Annotated in this window: 18 protein-coding genes; 5 read left to right on the forward strand and 13 right to left on the reverse strand. The window is 68.2% G+C overall.

Annotated elements, in window-relative coordinates; genetic code table 11:
* Nucleotides 1-36 precede the first annotated feature (36 nt).
* The gene (locus ABLE93_RS02715) at nucleotides 37-291 is read right to left on the reverse strand and encodes a hypothetical protein (RefSeq protein ID WP_348837751.1); all 255 of its coding nucleotides are present in this window, start codon (nucleotides 289-291) and stop codon (nucleotides 37-39) included.
* Between the two features lie 224 nt (nucleotides 292-515).
* Between ABLE93_RS02715 and ABLE93_RS02720 the strand changes: the two genes are divergently transcribed.
* A complete protein-coding gene (locus ABLE93_RS02720; protein WP_348837752.1) occupies nucleotides 516-1955 on the forward strand; it encodes a DHA2 family efflux MFS transporter permease subunit in 1440 nt (479 codons plus the stop codon).
* A 10-nt stretch (nucleotides 1956-1965) separates the two neighbouring features.
* Here ABLE93_RS02720 and ABLE93_RS02725 read toward each other — a convergent pair whose 3' ends face one another.
* From ABLE93_RS02725 to ABLE93_RS02735, 3 genes are all read right to left on the reverse strand, one after another.
* Nucleotides 1966-2715: an RlmE family RNA methyltransferase gene (locus tag ABLE93_RS02725; protein WP_348837753.1), complete on the reverse strand. Its 750-nt coding sequence runs from the start codon at nucleotides 2713-2715 to the stop codon at nucleotides 1966-1968.
* Complete coding sequence (locus tag ABLE93_RS02730; protein ID WP_348837755.1) at nucleotides 2712-3986, reverse strand: Ppx/GppA phosphatase family protein; 1275 nt, start codon at nucleotides 3984-3986, stop codon at nucleotides 2712-2714. Before ABLE93_RS02730 ends, ABLE93_RS02725 begins: the two co-directional genes overlap by 4 nt.
* Before the next feature lie 153 nt (nucleotides 3987-4139).
* A complete protein-coding gene (locus ABLE93_RS02735; protein WP_348837756.1) occupies nucleotides 4140-4889 on the reverse strand; it encodes a transaldolase family protein in 750 nt (249 codons plus the stop codon).
* A gap of 253 nt (nucleotides 4890-5142) precedes the next feature.
* On the opposite strand from ABLE93_RS02735, the gene ABLE93_RS02740 reads away from it, so the two are divergent.
* Nucleotides 5143-5508 (forward strand): hypothetical protein, encoded by a 366-nt coding sequence (locus tag ABLE93_RS02740; RefSeq protein ID WP_348837758.1) that lies wholly within the window; start codon nucleotides 5143-5145, stop codon nucleotides 5506-5508.
* A 125-nt stretch (nucleotides 5509-5633) separates the two neighbouring features.
* On the opposite strand, the gene ABLE93_RS02745 is transcribed toward ABLE93_RS02740, so the two are convergent.
* From ABLE93_RS02745 to ABLE93_RS02765, 5 genes are all read right to left on the reverse strand, one after another.
* Complete coding sequence (locus tag ABLE93_RS02745) at nucleotides 5634-6095, reverse strand: DUF2023 family protein (RefSeq protein WP_348837759.1); 462 nt, start codon at nucleotides 6093-6095, stop codon at nucleotides 5634-5636.
* Nucleotides 6071-6556: a flavodoxin FldA gene (gene fldA / locus ABLE93_RS02750; protein WP_348837760.1), complete on the reverse strand. Its 486-nt coding sequence runs from the start codon at nucleotides 6554-6556 to the stop codon at nucleotides 6071-6073. Before fldA ends, ABLE93_RS02745 begins: the two co-directional genes overlap by 25 nt.
* Before the next feature lie 301 nt (nucleotides 6557-6857).
* Complete coding sequence (gene gltS / locus ABLE93_RS02755) at nucleotides 6858-8066, reverse strand: sodium/glutamate symporter (RefSeq protein WP_348837761.1); 1209 nt, start codon at nucleotides 8064-8066, stop codon at nucleotides 6858-6860.
* 115 nt (nucleotides 8067-8181) lie between these two features.
* Entirely contained in the window at nucleotides 8182-8505 is a 324-nt protein-coding gene (locus ABLE93_RS02760; RefSeq protein WP_348837763.1) for a hypothetical protein, read from the reverse strand.
* A 132-nt stretch (nucleotides 8506-8637) separates the two neighbouring features.
* A complete protein-coding gene (locus tag ABLE93_RS02765) occupies nucleotides 8638-9129 on the reverse strand; it encodes a VOC family protein (protein ID WP_348837765.1) in 492 nt (163 codons plus the stop codon).
* 314 nt (nucleotides 9130-9443) lie between these two features.
* On the opposite strand from ABLE93_RS02765, the gene ABLE93_RS02770 reads away from it, so the two are divergent.
* Both ABLE93_RS02770 and ABLE93_RS02775 read left to right on the forward strand, forming a co-directional pair.
* Nucleotides 9444-10508: an NAD(P)-dependent alcohol dehydrogenase gene (locus ABLE93_RS02770; RefSeq protein WP_348838465.1), complete on the forward strand. Its 1065-nt coding sequence runs from the start codon at nucleotides 9444-9446 to the stop codon at nucleotides 10506-10508.
* A gap of 291 nt (nucleotides 10509-10799) precedes the next feature.
* Nucleotides 10800-12191 (forward strand): bifunctional aminoglycoside phosphotransferase/ATP-binding protein, encoded by a 1392-nt coding sequence (locus tag ABLE93_RS02775; protein ID WP_348837766.1) that lies wholly within the window; start codon nucleotides 10800-10802, stop codon nucleotides 12189-12191.
* A 42-nt stretch (nucleotides 12192-12233) separates the two neighbouring features.
* Here the strand turns inward: ABLE93_RS02775 and ABLE93_RS02780 are convergent, their stop codons facing one another.
* The 4 genes from ABLE93_RS02780 to ABLE93_RS02795 all read right to left on the reverse strand — a co-directional run bounded on the left by ABLE93_RS02780 (nucleotide 12234) and on the right by ABLE93_RS02795 (nucleotide 15544).
* Entirely contained in the window at nucleotides 12234-12632 is a 399-nt protein-coding gene (locus ABLE93_RS02780) for a hypothetical protein (protein ID WP_348837768.1), read from the reverse strand.
* 71 nt (nucleotides 12633-12703) lie between these two features.
* On the reverse strand, nucleotides 12704-13756 hold the full coding sequence (gene selD, locus ABLE93_RS02785) for a selenide, water dikinase SelD (RefSeq protein WP_348837769.1): 1053 nt from the start codon (nucleotides 13754-13756) through the stop codon (nucleotides 12704-12706).
* A gap of 94 nt (nucleotides 13757-13850) precedes the next feature.
* Complete coding sequence (locus ABLE93_RS02790; RefSeq protein WP_348837771.1) at nucleotides 13851-14969, reverse strand: transglutaminase-like domain-containing protein; 1119 nt, start codon at nucleotides 14967-14969, stop codon at nucleotides 13851-13853.
* A complete protein-coding gene (locus ABLE93_RS02795; protein ID WP_348837772.1) occupies nucleotides 14966-15544 on the reverse strand; it encodes a TlpA family protein disulfide reductase in 579 nt (192 codons plus the stop codon). The genes ABLE93_RS02790 and ABLE93_RS02795 overlap by 4 nt, the downstream gene beginning before the upstream one ends.
* Before the next feature lie 467 nt (nucleotides 15545-16011).
* Here ABLE93_RS02795 and fdnG point away from each other — a divergent pair, with 467 nt between their 5' ends.
* Nucleotides 16012-19098 carry a formate dehydrogenase-N subunit alpha gene (gene fdnG, locus ABLE93_RS02800; protein WP_348837774.1) on the forward strand — a complete coding sequence of 1029 codons (3087 nt, stop codon included), beginning with the start codon at nucleotides 16012-16014 and terminating at the stop codon, nucleotides 19096-19098.
* Nucleotides 19099-19115: the final 17 nt, after the last annotated feature.

Here is a 19115-nt window from a genome sequence, read left to right on the forward strand (position 1 = left end):
ACGCGGTGGATCGGGACGCGGCGCGTGCCTGCCCGCTCAGGGACGCCAGTCGCGCGGCGGCACGCCGCCCGAGCGCTCGATGGCGTCGATGACCTCCCGCTGGCGCCGGTCCGTGCGCCGCATGTGCACGGCGATCACCGCATGCACGCTGGGCACCAGGAACAGCGGCGGGAAAATCAGGCCCAGCAGGATGCAGGGCACGATCATCACCAGATTGACGAGGGCCGAGATCGGCTGCCCGTTCACCAGCAGGCCGACCGGCGGAAGCAGAGCGGCGAGAATGTAGATCATGGTCGTTCGCGGCCCTCCTCAAGGCCCGACGATGCATATGGTGTTCCCCGCAGCTGCCGCAAGGATCGCCCGCCCGCAGGGCGCAGATAGCCGAATCGTGACCCGCCCAAGCCCCGCCCGCCGGCGTCCGGGCAGTTGATCCCGCCAGGGCCAGCCCCTATTGCGGGAGAGACGGGCACGCCCGCCGTCCGCCCCCCGAGGCGCGCGGCCCGATGGAAAAGCCCATGCCGTTTAAGGCGCTGCCGCCCCAGGTTCTCATTCCCCTCATCGTCGCTTGTGCCCTGTTCATGGAACAGGTGGACGCGACCGTCATCGCCACCTCGCTGCCGGCCATCGCCAAGGATCTCGGCGAGGACCCGGTCTCGCTCAAGCTGGCCATGACCTCCTATCTGCTCTCCCTCGCCGTCTTCATCCCGGCATCGGGCTGGGCCGCCGACCGCTATGGCGCGCGCACGGTCTTCCGCTCGGCCATCGTCATCTTCACCGTGGGCTCGGTGCTGTGCGGCCTCTCCTCCTCGCTGGGCGACTTCGTGCTCTACCGCATCATCCAAGGGCTCGGCGGGGCGATGATGGTTCCCGTGGGCCGGCTGGTCATCCTGCGCACCGTGCCGAAGTCCGAGCTGGTGTCCTCCCTCGCCTGGCTCACCATTCCGGCGCTGCTCGGGCCGGTGTTCGGGCCGCCCCTGGGCGGCTTCATCACGACGTTCTTCAACTGGCGGTTCATCTTCTTCATCAATGTGCCCATCGGCATCCTCGGCGTGTTCCTCGCCACCCGCTTCATCGAGAACGTCCGCGAGGAGGACGTGCCGCCCCTGGATCTGAAGGGGCTGGTGCTTTCGGGCGTCGGGCTCGCCGGCCTCGTGTTCGGCTTCGCGGTGGCGGGTCAGGAGGTGCTGGTGCCCCTGTGGGCCGCCCTCGCCATCGCCGGGGTCGGGGCGCTGTCCATGACGCTCTACGTGCGCCACGCCCGCGTCACCCCCCACGCGGTGCTCGACCTCAGCCTCTTGCGCCACGCCACCTTCCGCGCCGGCGTGGTGGGCGGCTCGCTGTTCCGCGTGGGCATCGGCGCCCTGCCCTTCCTGCTGCCGCTGATGCTGCAGCTGTCCTTCGGCCTCTCGCCCTTCGCTTCCGGCCTGCTCACCTTCGCCGCCTCGGCCGGTGCCATGGCGATGAAATTCACCGCCGCGCCGATCCTGCGGCGCCTCGGCTACAAGCGGGTCCTGGTCGCCAACGCCCTCGTCTGCTCGGGCTTCATCGCGGTGAACGCCACCTTCACGCCGCTCACGCCGCACTGGGTCATCATCATGCTGCTGCTCGTGGGCGGCTTCCTGCGCTCGCTCCAGTTCACCGCCCTGAACGCGTTGAGCTATGCCGACGTGGAGCCGCACGAGATGAGCCGCGCCACCTCCTTCGCCAGCGTGGCGCAGCAGGTCTCGCTGTCCTTCGGCGTGGCGCTGGCCGGGCTGGTGCTGGAGACGCTGCGCGCCCACCGGGGGGAAACGACGGTGACGCAGGCGGACTTCTCCGCCGCCTTCCTGGCGGTGGCGGCGGTGAGCGCGCTCAGCCTGCTGTACTTCATCCGACTGCCGAAGGATGCCGGCGCCTCGCTGACCGCCCGCAAGCCCGACCTCGACGACCCGCGCAGCGAGGTGCCGCCGGACTGAGGAGCGCCGTTCAGGCCTCCGCCTCGCCCCCGGTGAGGCCCGCATCGTTGCCCTCGTCCTCCAGGGCAGCGTTCCGCCCCCTGAAGCCCGTGGCCAGCACGTAAAGCTCGGCCGAATCGGCGCGGCTCGCGGCGGGCTTGATGTGCTTCACCACGGCGAAGTCGCGCTTGAGGTCGCCGAGCAGCGTGCCCTCGGTGCCGCCCTGGATCACCTTGGCGAGAAAGGCGCCGCCCGGCGCCAGCACCTGCCGGGCGAACGCGGCGGCGAGCTCGACGAGGCCGACGATGCGCAGGTGGTCGGTCTTCTTGTGGCCGGTGGTGTTGGCCGCCATGTCCGACATGACGAGGTCGGCCTGGCCGCCCAGCATCTCCATCAGGCGGTCCGGCGCCTCGGGGGTGAGGAAGTCCATCTGCGCGAACACGACGCCGGGGATGGGGTCGATCTCCAGGAGGTCGATGGCGACGATCTTGCCGTGGCCTTCCTCAAGCCCGATCTTCTTCGCCGCCACCTGGCTCCAGCCGCCCGGCGCGGCGCCGAGGTCGACGATGCGCAGGCCGCGCTTCAGAAGCTTCGCCTTCTCGTCCAGCTCGATGAGCTTGAAGGCGGCGCGCGAGCGCCAGCCCTCGCGCTTGGCGCGGGCGACATAGGGATCGTTGAGCTGGCGCTGCAGCCATTTCTGCTGGGAGGTGGTGCGGCCGCGCGAGGTCTTCACGCGCACCTTGAGGGGGCGGCCGTCGGGTCCGCGGGGCGGGGTGGTCACGCGGGGGCTCCTCCGGCGGCGGCGGGCGGCGGCCGGTTGCGGCGCCACGCGCCATCGGCGCGCATGAGCTGCACCAGCATGCCCTCGCGCAGGCCGCGGTCGGCCACCCGCAGGCGGTCAGTGGGGAAGATGCGCCGCACCGCCTCCATGATGGCGCAGCCGGCGAGCACGAGGTCCGCGCGCTGGGCGCCGATGCAGGGATTGGCCACCCGCTCCTCGAACGACATGGCCATCAGGCGATCCACCACCTGCTCGATATGGGCGGCGCCGAGCCATGCGCCGTCGACCCGGGCGCGGTCGTAGCGCTCGAGGCCAAGATGAATGCCGGCCACCGTGGTGACGGTGCCCGAAGTGCCCAAGAGATGCATGCGCCCGGGGGCGCGCACGCCCCAGCTCTGGCGCACGCCGTCGAGCATGGCGCAGACCTCGTCCACCATGGTGGCGAAGATGTCGGGCGACACCCGCACCCCGCCGTGGCGCTCGGACAGGGAGACCACGCCCACCGGCAGCGACACCCAGGAGCGGATGCGCGCGCGGGGCGGACCATCGTCGCCGGCGGAGCGGCGGCCGAGCCACACCACTTCCGTGGATCCCCCGCCGATGTCGAACAGCACCGCGCCGTCGCAGGTGGGGTCCACCAGCGGCGCGCAGCCGGTGGCGGCGAGCCCCGCCTCGGTGCGGCGGTCCACCACCTCCAGCGTCAGGCCGGTGCGGCTTTCCACCCGGGCGCAGAATTCCTCGCCGTTGGCGGCGGAGCGGCAGGCCTCGGTGGCCACCATGCGGGCGCGGGTGACGCCGCGCATGTCCATCTTGGTGGCGCAGATCTCCAGGGCGGCGAGCGCCCGGTCCATGGCCTCGGAGCAGAGCCGGCCGGACGCGGCCAATCCCTCGCCGAGGCGGACGATGCGCGAGAACGCATCCACCACCCGGAAGCTGCGGGCGGTGGGGCGGGCCACCAGCAGGCGGCAATTGTTGGTGCCAAGGTCGATGGCCGCATAGACCGCGTGCTGCGGGACGAACCTTGGCTCGGGTGCAGCGTCGGGGGACGGGCCGGGAGGGGCGGAAGAGAATCGGGCGGGCGCGTCGGCGGCCTCGCCGCAGTCCGGCGCGAGGGGTCGGGCGTCGGGAGCGGTGGCGCACGCGGGCCGGGCGGCGCTCCCGTCGGCCTGTGGCGTGCCCGCTTGCCGCGTATCCGCCGCGGCTTCCGCTACGGCATTACCACGGGAGGACTGCTCCGAACCCGCACCGGGCCGGCGCGTCTCGTCCCTCATGTCGAACCCCTCGCCGCAAGGCGGACCGTTGCGCTCAGGCCACGCCGCGTATCCGCTGCGGGCTGCGCCTTGCGGCCAGTGTATCAGCGCAACAGGCGGGCGCAATGCCGCAGTGCCTAAAGGCGCGCCGTGCAGCTTCCTGCGGCAGACGCCTCATTCGGCGGCTTCGCGGCCCTTGAGGTCGAGGGTGAGGCCGGCGGCCAGGGCGTCGGCGCGGAACGCCTTCACCGCGTCGAGGGAGAGCTCGGCGGCGGTGCGCGAGCCCATGGCCGGCAGCTTCTTCAGCACGTCGGCGGGGGCGGTGATGATGTGGCAGCCCATGGCGTCCGCCTCGATCACGTTCCACACCTCGCGGGTAGAGGCCCAGATCACCTCCACGTTGGGGGTGGCGCGGGAGAGTTCCACCGCGCGGGAAATGGCCGGCTTGTAATCGATGCCGAGGTCGGCGAGGCGACCGGCGAAGACCGAGATGATGGAGGGCGCGCCGCCGGCCAGCGCCTTCACCCCCTCCTCCACCTGCGGCACGTCGAAGATGGCGGTGAGGTTCACCTTCACGCCGTCCTGCACCAGATCGCGCACCAGATCGTAGAGCGTCTCGCCGCGGGTGGTGGAGACCGGGAGCTTCACGTGCACATGCTCGCCCCAGGTGGCGATGACGCGGGCCTGGGCGCGCATTTCCGCGATTTCGTCGGAGAACACCTCGAAGGAGATGTGCCGGTCCGGCACGGCGGCGACGAGGTCGCGGGCGTAGGCCTCGTAATCGGTGACGCCGGCCTTGCGCAGCAGGGAGGGATTGGTGGTGAAGCCGGCGATGTGGGGCTGCTTCGCCATTTCCACGATCTGCGCCTTGTCGGCCCCGTCGGTGAACAGCTTCACCTTGAGGTCGTTCAGCTTCACGGACATCGGACGGGCTCCCTGATCGCTTGGTTGGCGGCATCCTAGTGGCGCGGCTCCGCCGCCGCAATGCAACGCAAGGCGACCGCCCGTGCATTAACGGCGCATTGACCATAAGGACAAGCGGGACCCGAGGCCCGCCCCGCGGCAACTTCCGGGAAAGGAGCGCCCGCCATGCTCCGTGCGTCCGGGGGGCTTGCGCGGACAGCGCACCGGACGGTTTGCGTGAAGCGTTTCGCGTTCGAGCGTAAGGGGGCGGGGCATGGTGGCGACGGATATGGTGGAGCGCATGGCGCGCGCGATGCACGCCTATTCGCAGCAGCGCTATCCCCTGCTGGAGCCGTGGGAGACCCTTTCGGCGGAACGCCGCGCCTACCAGCGCCAGCTCGCCGCCCATGCGCTGCAGGCGCTCACCCCGCACGACGTCATCGAGATCACCTCCCGCGCCGCACCGCAGATCGTCGCCATCCCGGTGGACCCCACGCCCTGGGCGCTGGCCGAGCTGCAGGAAGCCGCCATCGCCGATAACGGCACCGCCATGGACGCGCGCCGGCGCTATCGCTCCTTCCTCGCCACCGCCTCGCTGCCGCTGGCCACCCGCCACGCGGAAAGCGAAACCGCGGGCTAAGACCCGCCTCAAGCTGCAGATCTGCGCCGACGACGGTCCGCATCGGGCCAGGTTCACCAGCTGAACCGCCAGCGGGCGCGCCCGCGCCCGAGATTCCCGGGCATAAGGGCCGAGCCGGCTATGGATCACTCGGCGGCAAGGGCCGCCTCGGGCATGGCCCGGCCGGAGCGCGTGAGATAGCGCCGGCACTGCTGCTCGCGGTCGTAGCCCAGCATGGTCCCCAGCATGAAATCCTCTTCCGCCGAGAGGGTGTTGAGCGGCCGCGTCACCAGCGCCCGCGCCACCGCCACGAAGGCCTCGCGGCCGAAGAACAGATTGACCTTGGCGGGGCTGACCTGCTGCACGAAATGGTCGATGCCGTGCCGCTCCAGCCGGGCCAGCAGCGGCGGCAGCTCGCGCGTGGAGATGGTCATCAGGAACAAGGCGCGCACGCCCCGCCCGTATTCGTAGACGTGGTGATGGAACAGCCGCATCAGCGATGCGTCGGCGCCGGCCAGCGGCAGGCGGACCGGCAGCGGAGGCCAATCGGCCTCCGCGCCACCCGTGCCGCCGAGGACCTCGCCTAGAGCGGAAGCGTGCTGAGCCATGCGGTCACCCTCTTGTCGGTCATGCCGGACTGCGTGTCCTGATCGAGGGCGAGGCCGACGAACTGGCCGTCCCGTTCCGCGGTGGAGCCCACGTAATCGTAGCCCTTGGTCTCGGTGAAGCCGACGACCTCGGCCTCGAGCGCGGTGACCTCGTCATAGAGGATGCCCATCGCGTCGACGAAGGAGGTGGGATAGGTTTCCTGGTCCCCGGTGCCGAAGAGCGCGACCTTCTTGCCCTTGAGACGGGCGGCGCGCAGCTTGTCGATGTTCTCCTCCCAGTCGGTCTGGAGTGTTCCGTCGCCATAGGTCGGAGAACCGAGGATGAGAAGATCGCAATTCTCGAAATCGGACGATGTCGCGTCCTTGATATCCACGGAGCGGCCCTTGCACTTCTTGGAGATCTTGGAGGCAACACCCTTTGTGGCTCCACCGTCGGAGCCGAAAATCACCGTGACAGCCATGTCCTCGTCTCTTTATGGATTGAATGAATTTTACGATCGGGAGATGGCGCGGAAACTGCGCCCCTCCGGCTTCCACAATCAACGCTAGCGCAGCACTATTGCGCCAACAACATAGGACAACACCGGATTGAAGATTACAACAAGAAATGCTAACGGTTCTCAGGTCTCGAAACTACCTTTTCGAGAACTATTATAACCTGCCTTCGCAGTTTTTACTTTTTCTCATTTGAGACCTTGCGCGCGGCGGCCGTCGGCGCTCCCCGCCAGCGCCCCCCTCCAGAGCCGCCTGCGCGCAGCCGCCTCAGCGCAGCATGAAGCCGATGGCGAGGGCGTTGGCGATGTCGATGAAGAAGGCGGAGACCAGCGGCAGGATGATGAAGGCGAGCGGCGCGGGGCCGTGGGTGCGCGTCACCGCCGTCATGTTGGCGATGGCGGTGGGCGTGGCGCCGAGGCTGATGCCGGTAAAGCCGGCCGCCAGCACCGCCGCCTGGTAATCGCGCCCCATGGCGGGGAACACCACGAACAGGATATAGGCCACCGCCACCAGCGTCTGCAGTCCCAGCACCGCCGCCAGCGCCGGGCCGAGCCCGCCCAGCGTCCACAGCTGCATGCTCATGAGCGACATGGCGAGGAAGATCTTCAGCGACAGGTCGGAGATCAGCGCCAGGGCCGGGGTGCGGGCCGGCCACGGCAGGCGCGGCGCCAGCCGCGGCACGGCATTGGTGATGAGGATCGCCACCAGCATGCAAACGACGAACATCGGCAGCTTGAGCCCGGTCTTCTCCACCGCCCCTTCCAGGGCGAAGCCGATGATGATGACCACGTTCAGCGCCAGCAGGCTTGCGAGGATGTTGCGATAGGTGATCTGCCCGCCCCCGGGCGCGGTGCTGTCCTCCGGCAGGCCCACCATGGGCGCGGCCGGTTCGGCGCCGCGCAAGTTGAAGCGGGCGATCAGCAGGCCGGCCACCGGGCCGCCCACGAGGCTGGCGATGACGAGCCCGAGAGTCGCGCTGGCGATGCCGATCTCCATGGCGTTGGCGATGCCGGTGCGCTGGGCGATCAGCGGCGCCCAGGCGATGGTGGTGCCATGGCCACCCACCAGCGACACAGAGCCGAGCAGCGGGCCGATGCCCTCGGGCAGGCCCAGCGCCGCCGCGCCGCCCACCGCCACCACGTTCTGCAGCACGAGATAGCAGACGGTGAGCAGCAGCAGGATGGCGAGCGGCCGCCCGCCGGTGGCAAGGTCCGACAGGCGGGCATTGAGCCCGATGCCGGTGAAGAAATAGAGCAGCAGCAGGTCGCGGGCGGTCAGGTCGAACGCCACTGCGATGCCCAGCACCCGATAGGCGAAGAGCGTGGCGAGCGCCGCCACGATGCCGCCCGAGACCGCTTCGGGAATGTTCCAGCGCCGCACCGGCGCGATCGACCCGTTGAGCCCGGCGCCCAGGAAATACACCAGGATGGCGATGGTGAACGTCAGGAGGCCGGGAACCTCGAACGTCGCAGGCATGTGGGCAGGCTCCTCGGCGGCGGTTCAGCTTCTGCTTAGCCGATCCGCGCCCGCGCTCAAACCCATCATGCTGCAAGGCGGCCGCCGGGTTTCGCCGGCCGAGGCGCGCTCCGCCTCAGGGCGCCGCGGCCTCCATGCCGGCGATCACCGCGCCCTTCATCACCGAGCCCACCAAAGCGTTGATCCGGTCGAAGGCGGCGTGGGACAGTTCGCTCGCCCGCATCATGGCATCGACGCAGGCGCCGTGGTCCTGGTTGACATGGGCGGCCACGGCCGCGGTCAGCTCGCTCTGGCCGATGGCGAGGGTGCGCAGCGCCAAAAGCAGGTTGTCGAGATCGGTGCGGGTGAGGGCGAGCCGCAGCGGCGCATCCTCCGAAAGGGCGGTCCAACGCGCGATGGCTTCGGGCGCGATGGGGCTCACCGCAGTATCGTTCATCATGAAAAATCCCCGTCTGAAAATCGCCGGTACGGCCGGGCCGCCCCGCCACTGAAAAAGCCGGCACCCAACGGCGCCGGCGCAAGTCTACACAAAATCGCGGAGCGGGTCCGCCCCCATCCCGCGCCCACCCCCTCAACCGCCGTCCACCGCCCGCTCGATGGCGGCGATGTCCGGCTTCACCATCTCCAGGACCGCGGCCAAAGCGCGCCCGGCGCGGTCCGGGTCGGGGTCCATGAGCAGCGCGTTCAGGCGCTTCGGCACGATCTGCCAGGCGACGCCCCAGCGGTCGCGCACCCAGCCGCACTGCTCGGCCCGGCCCTCGGCCGTGAAGGCCGCCCACAGGCGGTCCACCTCCGCCTGGTCATCGCAGTCAATCTGGAGCGAAATGGCGTGGGTGAATTCCATCGTCATCCCACCGTTGAAGGCGAGAAAGCGCTGGCCCGCGAGCTCGAAGACCACCGCCAGCACCGACCCTTTCGGCCCGGAGGGGGCGTCCACGGCATTCAACTGGATGTGGACGATGCGACTGCCGGGCAAGAGCGAGACGTAGAAGTCCGCAGCCGCCTCCGCCTCGCCGTTGAACCACAGGCAGGGCGTGATCTTCGATGCTGGGATGTCGGCCATGACCGCCTCCGTGGGTGACTATCCCTTCGAGGAACGCCCACGCGCCGTCGCTCCCGACAGCATGACGGGCTTTTTCTGGGTCGCCCCCAACCTGCGTTGACCGGCATCAATGCCCCGGCCCGGCTTCATGGTGACGATCGCGATACCGACAAGACGTCGTCCCGCCGGCGTGCGACTGTGGCCGGCAGGCGGCGACGCGACCCAGAAGCCCCGACAAGGGACGCCGTCAAAGGAACCGCACCATGACAGACATTGCGACCGACACAGCCACGCCCGCCGCCGTGGTCGAGCGCCATCGTCCGGGCCGGGCGAAGATGAAGGCCGCCGTCTTCGTCGAGACCAACCGCATCGTGCTGGAGGACAAGCCGATCCCCGACGTGGGGCCGCTGGACGCGCTCATCCGCATCACCACCACCACCATCTGCGGCACCGACGTCCACATTCTCAAGGGCGAGTATCCGGTCGCCAAGGGGCTTACCATCGGCCACGAGCCGGTGGGCATCATCGAAAAACTGGGCTCGGCCGTGGAGGGCTTCGCCGAGGGCCAGCGGGTGATCGCCGGCGCCATCACGCCGTCGGGCTATTCCAACGCCTGCCTGTGCGGCGTCTGCTCCCAGGACGGCCCGCGCATGAAGCACGGCTTCAAGCCCATGGGCGGCTGGCGCTTCGGCAACACCATCGACGGCGCGCAGGCGGAATATCTCGTGGTGCCGGATGCCATGACCAACCTCGCCCCGGTGCCGGATGCCCTTGCCGACGAGCAGGTGCTCATGTGCCCGGACATCATGTCCACCGGCTTTGCCGGGGCGGAGAGCGGGAAGGTCCGCATCGGCGACACGGTGGCGGTTTTCGCCCAGGGGCCCATCGGCCTCAGCGCCACCGCCGGGGCCCGCCTGATGGGCGCGACGCGCATCATCGCCGTGGACCGCGTGCCCGCCCGCCTGGAGGTCGCCCGCGCCATGGGCGCCGACGAAGTGGTGGACTTCTCCGAGGTCGATCCGGTGGAGGAGATCCTGCGCCTCACCGACGGGCGCGGGGTGGACGTCGCCATCGAGGCGCTCGGTCGGCAGGAGACCTTCGAGGCGGCGCTGCGGGTGCTGCGTCCCGGCGGGACGCTCTCCTCCCTCGGCGTGTATTCCGGCGACCTCAAGATCCCCCTCGACGCCTTCGCCGCCGGCCTCGGGGACCACACCATCGTCACCTCCCTCTGCCCGGGCGGCAAGGAGCGCATGCGCCGGCTGATGGACGTGGTCGCCTCGGGCCGGGTGGATACCCGCGCCCTCGTCACCCACCGCTTCCGGCTGGACGACATCGAGGCGGCCTACGATCTCTTCGCCAACCAGCGCGACGGGGTGCTGAAAGTGGCGATCACCCCCTGAACCGGCCTTGAACCCCGCCGGAAACCTCGGGTGGCGTCATTTCAATCCCACCGGATCGCGCTCTAATCTGCGCGCTCCGGCATCTCGCCGGCCCCCCTCCTTCGGGACCTGCGCATGTCCGATCCGACTCCGGCCGCCCCGCTCATTCCGCCCGCCGACCATGTGGTGGCGGACCAGAGCCGCGTGTTCGCTTTCCTTGAAGATCCAGCCACTTACGGCCTTGACGAGGCGGTGATGCGTATCGACACCCACGGGGCTGCGGTGTTTCTCGCCGGACCTTTCGCCTACAAGGTGAAGCGCGCCGTCCTCTTTCCCTTCATGGACTTCTCCACCCTTGAAAAACGCCACGCCGCCTGCACCGCCGAGGTGGAAATCTCCGGCGCCGCGGCCCCGGGCCTCTATCTCGGCGTTGTCCCCATCACCCGCGAAGGCGACCGCCTTGCGCTTGGCGGCGGGGGTGAAGTCATTGAATTTGCAGTGAAGATGCGCCGCTTCGACAGCGGCCTCACCCTTGACAAGGTGGCGGAGCGGGGGGAGTTGAACGCCCCCGTGACCCGCGCGCTCGCGGCCGCGGTGGTTCGCGCCCACGCCGTCGCCCCCATCCGCCGGGGCTTCGACATAGCCGGGCGGCTCGGGATGTATATCGCGGACAGCACAAGGGAATTTACCGCCCGGCCGGAGCTGTTTCCACCCGACGACATTGCCGAACTGGCGCGGCTGTCGGACGCCGCTCTTGAGCGCGTCGCCCCCGTGCTAAAGTCCCGTAGCGCCGCCGGCTTCGTCCGCCGCTGCCACGGCGACATGCATCTGCGGAATGTCGTCCTTTTGGACGGAGAGCCGGTGCTGTTCGATGCGATTGAGTTCAACGATGAGATCGCCACCTGTGACGTTCTTTACGACCTCGCCTTCCTGCTCATGGATCTGTGGCAGAGGGGCCTCAAGGCTCAGGCCAATGACGTCTTCAACCGCTACCTCTGGGCAAGCGACGACGCCCAGATCGAGGCGCTCCAGGCGCTGCCGCTCTTCCTCAGCATCCGCGCCGCCATCCGCGCCAAGGTGGAAGGGGCCGGTCTGGCGCATCTTTCCAGCGACGCTCGTTCGCAGGCCGAGCGCCGGGTGCGCCACGCCTTTGCCGAGGCCCTCCGCTTTCTCGCCTCCGAGCCGCGAGACGCAACAAAGGATCGCCCGCGGCTGGTCGCCATCGGCGGCCTTTCCGGCAGCGGGAAGACCACGCAAGCCATTAAGATCGCATGCGACTTCAGTCCGGCGCCAGGTGCGGTGATCGTCCGGTCCGACATTGAGCGAAAGCGCATGTTCGGCGTGGCCGAGACCGACCGTTTGCCGCCCGAGGCCTATACTGCGGAGGTCGGTGCAAGGGTCTATGACCGCCTGCGGGACGTGGTACGGCGGGTTCTCGCCTGTGGCTATTGCGCCATCGTCGACGCCGTCCACGCCCGTGCGACGGAGCGCGATGCGATCGAGGCCGTGGCCGAGGAGGCGGGGGTGCGCTTTTCAGGCGTCTGGCTGGATGTGCCGGTGCCCGAACTGCTCAGGCGCGTCGACGCCCGTATGGGCGATGCCTCCGACGCCGACGCCAGGGTTGTTCAACACCAAACAAGCTATGATTTGGGCGAGATCAAATGGCGCCGTACAGGGGCTCTCAAGAGTCTAGCCGAAAGTTAGCCTCAGGCGATCTTGCGAGTTCTCGAATTCGCGCTTGGCTTATCAGCACTTACGCTGTGACCCGACCTTCGGATCGACGCCGGTCACGGTCTGCGGATGATCGCTGGGCGAGCCGGGCGTCGGCACCTGGTTCGTCGTCCCCGTGAACGACCCGCCCGTCGCGCCACTCCAGCCCGTGGACGCGCTGCCGGGCTGGGTGCCCGAATTGGAGCCCTGGGGCACCGGGGTTTCGGCTTGGTGGGCAGGCTGCTCGCATCCGGTCGACGGCGTCGCAGGCGTCACAGATTGCGCTGCGGCGGGAGACGGACCGGCGGAAGCCAGAAGGAACATCACCGCCCCCACCGCTCCCGTCGCGCAGACGCGGGCGCAGGTGAGCGTTGCGGCAGGCACCACAACAGGGAATGCGCGCATACGCGTCGTCGAATGGGCAGTGGCGGGCATGGCCGTTCTCCTTTTGCCGAGGAAACGACCCGGAAAGCGCCAAGGTTCCTTGCGTTGATCGCGGCCCGCCCTCAGCCGGTGATCGCCACCCGTCCCGGACCGGCATCTACGGTGCCGATCAAAGTCGCCGCCGGGTAACCCGCGGCCTTGATCTGCGCGAGCAAGCGGTCCGCCGCCGCCGGGGCGCAGGCGACCAGCAAACCGCCCGACGTCTGGGGATCGGTCAAGAGATGGCGCATCCACTCGCTTGTGCCGCCGGGCAAGTCCACCTCGGCGCCGTAGCTCGCCCAGTTGCGATGCGAGGCGCCGGTAACGAAGCCCTGCTGCACCAGCGCTTCCGCGGAATCCAGAAGCGGCAGCGACGCGCGGGATATGCGCAGCGTCGCGCCCGAGCCGCGGGCCATCTCCAGGGCGTGGCCGAGGATGCCGAATCCCGTCACGTCCGTCATGGCGTGCACGTCTGCGTCGCGGCCGAGCTCCGCGCCAACGCGGTTGAGCTTGGTGACCGAGGCGATCATCTCGTCGTAGGCAACAGCCGAAAGCGCATCCTTCTTGAAGGCGGCGGAATAGACGCCCACCCCCAGTGCCTTGGTGAGGATGAGCGCATCGCCGGGCCGGGCGGTGGAATTGCGCCGCAGCCTCGCCTTGGGCGCACGACCGATCACGGCGAGGCCGTAGACCGGCTCGGGGCAGTCGATGGAATGCCCGCCCGCGACCGGGATGCCGGCCTCGGCGCAGATGGCCTGCCCGCCGGCGAGGATGGCGCGCACGGTGGACGTGTCGATCTTGCCCAGCGGCATGCCGAGAATGGCGAGCGCCATCAAAGGCTCGCCACCCATGGCATAGACGTCGGATATGGCATTGGTCGCGGCGATGCGGCCGAAATGATCGGGATCGTCCACCATGGGCATGAAGAAGTCCGTGGTGGCGATGATCGCCGTCTCGCCATCGAGATCGTAGGCGGCGGCATCGTCGCCGGTCTCGGTCCCGACCAGCAGACGCTCGAAGGGCCCGCCGGGGGCCTGCCCGGCCAGCAGCTCCTGAAGCACGCCGGGCGCGAGCTTGCAGCCGCAGCCGCCGCCGTGGGCGAGGCTGGTCAGCCGGATATGGGGCACGTCGAGCATCGCCTAAATTCCTTCTGTCCCGCCGTCCGAAAACCCCCCGTCGCCATGCCACGCCCCGGCGCGGCGACGGGGGACCGCCCTGACCGGCGGGAGGTCACACCGCGATTTCGGCGGCGCGGATCGTGTACTTGAAGGTGTCGGGATCGAGGCAGTCGAGCGGTCCCCCGGCCGATACCGCCTGCGGATACATCAGGAAGCCGAGGCGGGGGCCTTCGAAGCCCGGCAGGGCCACGTCATGGGCGGTGTTGTAGGCGAACCAATTGCCCTCCCACGCGCCGAACAGCGCCTTGCGCGCCGCCACCACCTTCGGGTCATCTAGGGCGAGCTTGCCCGGCGGCTCCTCCAGAACCACCTTGCGCACATCGGCAGGGTCCATGGGGGTCCAGCCGAACTCGGACAGGTAGACCTCGGCCCGGCAATGCTGCGCCTTGGTTACCACCTCCGAATTGGCGCCGAGGCTCTTGTAACCGAAGCGCGAGGGCACCACGCGCAGGCCATAGACGTCACGGGCGGGGATGCCCTGCGCCCGCACGAGGCCGACGAACAGCGCGTTGAGGTCCGCGCACTTGCCGCCGAGGTCGCCGCTCTTCAGCAGCGCCGCGATATCGCCGATGCCGCAGCCGCGGGTGGCGGCGTTGCGATAGGTGTTCTCCACGATCCATTCGAAGATGGCACGCACCTTCTCAAGCTCGGCGGCCTTGCCGGCGACGATCTTGTCCGAGGTGGCCTTCACAATGCCGTCGGTGGGGATGAGGTCGGTGGCGGCCGTGTTGCGGTGGCGCTCCTCCGCGCTCAGCGCTGCGGGTTTGGCCGGCCGCGAGAGGTCCACCGACCAGTCGCGCGTGGTGGCCCGGCTGACGAGGTCCACCTTCGGCGCGGTTTCGCCCTCGGCCCACACCAGATGCAGCATGTCCGCGCCGGAATGCGGGTCGCGTACGAGCTTGGCCGTGCGGGCGTTGGTGGTCCAGCTGTTCGCGCCGGGCCTGAACCAGTCCGGGTTGCTGAACGAGGCAACCGGCAGCCAGGCCTGCACCTGACCCGCCGGCTTCAGGATCTCCACCGTGGTGGTAATCTGGAAGCTGCGCCAATTGCCCACCGCGGGGGCGAACACGCGGGGCTCGGCGGTGGAGCCCTGGGCGAAGGCGGCGCGCGGGACGAAGGCGGCAGCGGAGACGAGTGCGCCGGCCTTGAGTAGATCCCGTCTGGTCGTCATCTCGACAGTCCTCCCTGGCTTTTTATGGTGAGGCCGGCAGGCCCGGCCACGGCGGAGATCGCGGCATCGGTGGCGGCCGCGTCCCAATCCACTTCGCCCTCATGGGCGAGATGAAGGCGTGCGCCGGCGACTACGAACGTCGCGGGCAGAAGGCTTACGCCCCAGCGCCGCGCCGCCGCCCTGTCCCGGTCCACGAGAATCGGACCGGGCGCGGCGCTGCCGGCGAAGAACCGTCGGATCCTCTCCTCCGGCTCGGCCACGTCCACCAGCAGGACGCGCACGTCCTGGCGGCGCACGGCGAAGCGGGCGAGGGCCGGCAGCTCGGTGCGGCACGGCTCGCACCAGGTGGCGAAGAAGTGGACCACGACGGCGCGGCTGCCCGGCTCCGCTCCGGCGGAGAGATCGGCCGGCGGACCATCAAGCGTTTCGAGCCGAAGCTCGGGCGCGGCGGGAGCGCCTTCGACCTGGGCGAGGAAACCAGGAACCGGGGCGCGCGTCTCCTCGGCCCGCGCCGGCCCGCAAAGAAGCAGGCAGGACAGGGCGAGCGCGATGGAAAGCCGGCCCTGAGCCGGCAAACGTGCGGAACCACGGGATACTTGTGAGACGGACGCGCGAAAGCCAAAACGCGGCCGCGCGGGCGGGGTCGCCGGGCGATGGGCCGCGGGGCCGAAACCTGATGCAAACTTGCCCCGATCCTCGGGAGCCCATGGCGTCTTCACCCAGGCAATCTGCGTCACCGTACCACCAACGGTCAACGCCCGATTCCGTGATCCACGGCCCTCCCGCAACGCATCACGCCGGCCGGCAACGGCACACCGATGAAATCACAGGAGAAGTATTATATTGCCCCCATCCACATTGCGCTGCAGCACGCCTCAGGGCGATTTTTCGTGAAAGCACGGAGACTTGCTCCAACGTAAATTGACATGCTTCCAGTTCCAAAATACCGTCCCCCCGTGCCGGATTCCGGCATGGAGGCGCGGCATCGCGGGCGCCCCCCATCGTCCCCGGTCGGGGCACAACGGGTCGGAGGTTTCCTTCGATGAACATGGAGCTTTCGCGCCGCCAGTTTTTGAAAACGGCGGGCGCGGGCGTGGCGGGAACGACGTTGGGAGCGATGGGCTTCGGCGCCATCGAGGAGGCCTACGCTTCCACCATCAAGCCGTTCCGCCTCGTCAATACAACCGAAGTTCGCAACACCTGCACCTATTGCTCGGTGGCCTGCGGCATCCTCATCTTCGCCAAGGGCAACCTCGCCAAGGGCGAGAAGGCGGACATCACCCACATCGAGGGTGACACCGACCATCCGACCAACCGCGGCACGCTCTGCCCGAAGGGCGCGGCCCTGCTCGACATCGTCAAGTCCGAGACGCGCCTGAAATATCCGATGATCCGGCGCGCGGGATCCGACAAGTTCGAGCGGATTTCGTGGGACGAGGCGCTCGACAAGATCGCCCGCACCATGAAGACCGACCGCGACGCGAACTTCATCGCCAAGAACAAGGACGGCGTCGCGGTGAACCGGTGGGTGACCACGGGCTTCCTCGCCGCTTCCGCGACGACCAACGAGACCGCCTGGGCGACGTACAAGACCATACGTTCGCTCGGCATGCTGGTGTTCGACAACCAAGCGCGGGTTTGACACGGCCCCACGGTGTCCAGTTTGGGCCCAACTTTTGGCCGTGGCGCGATGACCAATTCGTGGACCGACATCCGGAACACGGACCTGGTCGTCATCATGGGCGGCAATGCCGCCGAGGCGCATCCGTGCGGATTTAAATGGGTTACGGAGGCGAAGGCCACCCGTGGCGCGAAGCTTGTCGTCGTGGACCCGCGCTTCACGCGCTCGGCCGCGGTGGCGGACTATTACGCCCCGATCCGCCAGGGCACGGACATCGCGTTCCTGCTCGGCGTGATCAATTACTGCATCTCGAACGACAAGGTGCAGTGGGAATACGTGAAGGCCTTCACCAACGCGACCTATGTCGTGAAGGAGGGCTTCACCTATCAGGACGGTCTCTTCACCGGCTATGATGACGAGAAGCGCGACTACAACCGCTCCACCTGGGACTATGAGATCGGTCCCGACGGATTTGCGGTGGTGGACGACACGCTCCAGAATCCGCGCTGCGTTTGGAACCTCCTCAAGGGCCATGTCGCCCAGTACACGCCGGAACTCGTCGAGCGCATCACCGGCACGCCCAAGGACAAGTTCCTGAAGGTGGCCGCGATGATCGCGGAGTGCTCATCGCCCACCAAGACGATGACCTCCATGTACGCCCTGGGATGGACCCAGCATTCCAAGGGATCACAGAACATCCGCTCCATGGCGATGCTCCAGTTGATCCTCGGGAATATCGGCGTTCGCGGCGGCGGCATGAACGCCCTTCGCGGGCATTCGAACATCCAGGGGCTGACCGACGTCGGGCTCATGTCCAACATGATTCCCGGCTATCTCACTCTGCCCACGGAGCGCGAGCCCGACCTCAACGCCTATATGTCGACCCGCGGCTTCAAGCCGTTGCGGCCGAACCAGATGAGTTACTGGCAGAACTACCGCAAGTTCTTCGTCAGTTTTCAGAAGGCCATGTGGGGTGCCTCCGCGACGGCGGAGAACAACTGGGCGTTCGAAAACTTGCCGAAGCTCGACGTACCGGCCTACGACATCTTGCGCGCCTTCGAGCTGATGAAGCAGGGCAAGATGAACATCTACATCTGCCAGGGCTTCAACCCGCTGCAGGCCTTCCCCAATAAGGCCAAGCTCGCCGACGCGCTGTCGAAGCTCAAGCTCTTGGTCGTGATCGACCCTCTTGAGACGGAAACCGCGCGCTTCTGGGAGAACCACGGCGTCTACAACCCGGCGGATCCGGCGAAGATCCAGACCGAGGTCATCCAGCTCCCCACCACCTGCTTCGCCGAGGACGAGGGCTCCCTCGTCAATTCCGGCCGGTGGATCCAGTGGCATTGGCCCGCCGGCTCGCCTCCGGGCGAGGCGAAGACCGACGTCGCCATCATGGCTGGCCTCCATCTGCGGTTGAAGGAGCTGTATCGCAAGGAAGGCGGTGCCTTCCCCGATCCGATCCTCAACCTCACCTGGAACTACAAGGATCCGCACGAGCCCTCGCCGGTCGAGCTCACCAAAGAGCTCAACGGCTACGTCATCGCCGACGTGCTCGACCCCAACGATCCCACCAAGAAGGTCCTTGAGGCCGGCAAACAGGTGGCGACCTTCGGTGTCCTGCGCGACGACGGCACGACGGCCTGCGGCAACTGGATATATTCCGGCTCCTTCACCGAGGCCGGCAACATGATGGCCCGCCGGGACAATTCCGACCCCGACGACACCGGTGCCTATCTGAAGTGGTCGTTCGCCTGGCCGGCCAACCGGCGCATCCTCTACAATCGCGCCTCCTGCGACATCAACGGCAAGCCGTGGGACCCCTCACGCAAGCTGCTGGAGTGGGACGGCGCGAAGTGGACCGGATACGACGTGCCGGACATCGCCCCGACCGCCAAGCCGCAGGACGTGGGCCCCTTCATCATGAACCCGGAAGGCGTCTCCCGCCTGTTCGCCCGGGGCATGATGCGCGAGGGTCCGTTCCCGGTGCACTACGAACCGTTCGAGAGCCCGGTCGCCAACCTCATCGCCCCCAAGGTGCGGGGCAACCCGGTGGCGCGTGTGTTCAAGGATGACTTCGCCCAGTTCGCGGACGTGGCGTCGAAGGAGTTCCCCTATGCGGCGACCTCCTACCGGCTCACCGAGCACTTCCATTACTGGACGAAGAACAACCACGTGAATTCGGTGCTCCAGCCCGAATTCTTCGTGGAGATCTCCGAGGAACTGGCCAAGGAGAAGTCGATCCAGAATGCCGGCTGGGTGCGGGTGTGGTCGAAGCGCGGCTCCGTCACCGCCAAGGCCTACGTGACCAAGCGCATCCGTCCCCTGATGGTGGACGGCAAGCCCGTGCACATCGTCGGCATCCCCATCCACTGGGGCTTCGTCGGGGCGGCCAAGAAGGGCTTCCCGGCCAACGTGCTGACGCCCTTCGTGGGTGACGCCAACATCGAGACGCCCGAGTTCAAGGCGTTCCTGGTCAACATCGAGCCCTCCACCGGGCCGGTGGCGTAAGGAAAAGGAGAGCCATC

The sequence above is a fragment of the Xanthobacter pollutisoli genome (assembly GCF_040044995.1).
Taxonomy (GTDB): Bacteria; Pseudomonadota; Alphaproteobacteria; order Rhizobiales; family Xanthobacteraceae; genus Xanthobacter.

Bases quoted from the DNA above. Each gene is read 5' to 3' on its own strand.
- ABLE93_RS02715 (WP_348837751.1), bottom strand. From the start codon at position 291: ATGATCTACATTCTCGCCGCTCTGCTTCCGCCGGTCGGCCTGCTGGTG.
- ABLE93_RS02720 (WP_348837752.1), top strand. From the start codon at position 516: ATGCCGTTTAAGGCGCTGCCGCCCCAGGTTCTCATTCCCCTCATCGTC.
- ABLE93_RS02730 (WP_348837755.1), bottom strand. From the start codon at position 3,986: ATGAGGGACGAGACGCGCCGGCCCGGTGCGGGTTCGGAGCAGTCCTCC.
- ABLE93_RS02735 (WP_348837756.1), bottom strand. From the start codon at position 4,889: ATGTCCGTGAAGCTGAACGACCTCAAGGTGAAGCTGTTCACCGACGGG.
- ABLE93_RS02740 (WP_348837758.1), top strand. From the start codon at position 5,143: ATGGTGGCGACGGATATGGTGGAGCGCATGGCGCGCGCGATGCACGCC.
- ABLE93_RS02745 (WP_348837759.1), bottom strand. From the start codon at position 6,095: ATGGCTCAGCACGCTTCCGCTCTAGGCGAGGTCCTCGGCGGCACGGGT.
- fldA (WP_348837760.1), bottom strand. From the start codon at position 6,556: ATGGCTGTCACGGTGATTTTCGGCTCCGACGGTGGAGCCACAAAGGGT.
- gltS (WP_348837761.1), bottom strand. From the start codon at position 8,066: ATGCCTGCGACGTTCGAGGTTCCCGGCCTCCTGACGTTCACCATCGCC.
- ABLE93_RS02760 (WP_348837763.1), bottom strand. From the start codon at position 8,505: ATGATGAACGATACTGCGGTGAGCCCCATCGCGCCCGAAGCCATCGCG.
- ABLE93_RS02765 (WP_348837765.1), bottom strand. From the start codon at position 9,129: ATGGCCGACATCCCAGCATCGAAGATCACGCCCTGCCTGTGGTTCAAC.
- ABLE93_RS02770 (WP_348838465.1), top strand. From the start codon at position 9,444: ATGAAGGCCGCCGTCTTCGTCGAGACCAACCGCATCGTGCTGGAGGAC.
- ABLE93_RS02780 (WP_348837768.1), bottom strand. From the start codon at position 12,632: ATGCCCGCCACTGCCCATTCGACGACGCGTATGCGCGCATTCCCTGTT.
- selD (WP_348837769.1), bottom strand. From the start codon at position 13,756: ATGCTCGACGTGCCCCATATCCGGCTGACCAGCCTCGCCCACGGCGGC.
- ABLE93_RS02790 (WP_348837771.1), bottom strand. From the start codon at position 14,969: ATGACGACCAGACGGGATCTACTCAAGGCCGGCGCACTCGTCTCCGCT.